At 62.1% G+C, this 1,230-nt stretch carries 2 protein-coding genes; one reads left to right on the forward strand and one right to left on the reverse strand.

Translation table 11 applies throughout. The annotated features are described in order from the left end of the window. Positions 1–101: 101 nt before the first annotated feature. On the reverse strand, positions 102–458 hold the full coding sequence (locus WDW90_RS37290) for a recombinase family protein (RefSeq protein ID WP_336492751.1): 357 nt from the start codon (positions 456–458) through the stop codon (positions 102–104). A gap of 225 nt (positions 459–683) precedes the next feature. Between WDW90_RS37290 and WDW90_RS37295 the strand changes: the two genes are divergently transcribed. Then, positions 684–1,052 (forward strand): cache domain-containing protein, encoded by a 369-nt coding sequence (locus tag WDW90_RS37295; protein ID WP_336492752.1) that lies wholly within the window; start codon positions 684–686, stop codon positions 1,050–1,052. The last annotated feature ends 178 nt before the right edge of the window (positions 1,053–1,230 follow it).

Below are 1,230 nucleotides of genomic sequence, written 5' to 3' on the forward strand. Positions count from 1 at the left end.
GCCGGGCTGCGGCGTGCCACCTTGGCTCATCGTTTCGCTCCCTCGTCGTTGCAGAGAGCAAAGCGGCGGCGAGCAGACGCGTTCCTGCCCGCAGTAGCAGTTCAGAGACGCTCCAGCACCCGGATGACGGCCTGCGCGTGCCACCGGCCACCGGCCACCGGCTGGCGCGCGATCTCCCGCCGGTTCAATTCGGCCGCCATGCCGCGCGCCGACAGCCCGGCCGTCTTCAGTTCGGACACGACCGGCGCAGGCGTCCGCTCGATCGCCTCCGCCTTATAGGCCGGCGCCAGCCGCTCCGAGCCGTTGCGGCCGAGACGCCGGCCCCGCGCCTTCGCAGCCTGCAGGGCGGCCCTGGTGTGCGCTGAAATCAGCTGCCGCTCCTTCTCGGCGAGCGCCGCGTAGATGTGGAGCACGAACGAGTCCGCGTCGGCGCCGAGTTCTGCCGCGATGAAGGGCACGCGCTGGCTCAGCCCGTCAGGCGTAGGCGGTCAAGCTTGCGTGATCTTTGATAATGCGCGTCGGCCAACTGTGTGCCTCATTTCTGCGTCCTGGACCTGTGCAGGGGCCGTGACATGCTCAGGTGCATACTGCCCTGCGTCGCACTTCTCACGGTGGTGGCAGCAAATTCCGCCGGCCTGCCGCAATCTCACAAAGTGGCCGAGGAAGCTGCGCGGATAGAGGTCATGGTCAACAAGGCTGCCGCATTGGTGGAGACCCGAGGAAAGGCAGCTTTTTCCGAATTCAGAAAACGCGACAGTGAATGGCGTTTCAATGATGTTTACCTGTTCGCCTCCGACCTGAACGGAAAGATACTACTCAATGTCGAATTTCCAAAGCGGGAAGGGACGACGCGTCTGGGAGAGAGGGATGCAGATGGTAAGTTGTTTCATGAAGATATAATAAAAATCGTTCAGGACAATGGGTCGGGCTGGGTTGATTATATGTTTCCGAAGCCTGGGCAGAGGCACCCATCCGTGAAATGGAGTTACGTCAAGGCGACGACAATAGATGGAACGCCAGGGCTGATCGGTGCAGGCTTCTACACGGATTGACCAACGCACTCGTGGCCACGTCACAAATCCTGCGTGAGGCCGCGCAATTCGCGTATCGCATAGTGCACCCATTGCCCTTCGCGGATTGGGCGTTATGGAGCGCGACCGCCCGCTGCGGTTGTTGAGCGGAAGGTCAATCGAGCCGCGCAACGCTGTCTCGCCGGTTTCGTAGTCCCCG

Source organism: Methylobacterium nigriterrae (genome assembly GCF_037106235.1).
Classification (GTDB): domain Bacteria; phylum Pseudomonadota; class Alphaproteobacteria; order Rhizobiales; family Beijerinckiaceae; genus Methylobacterium; species Methylobacterium nigriterrae.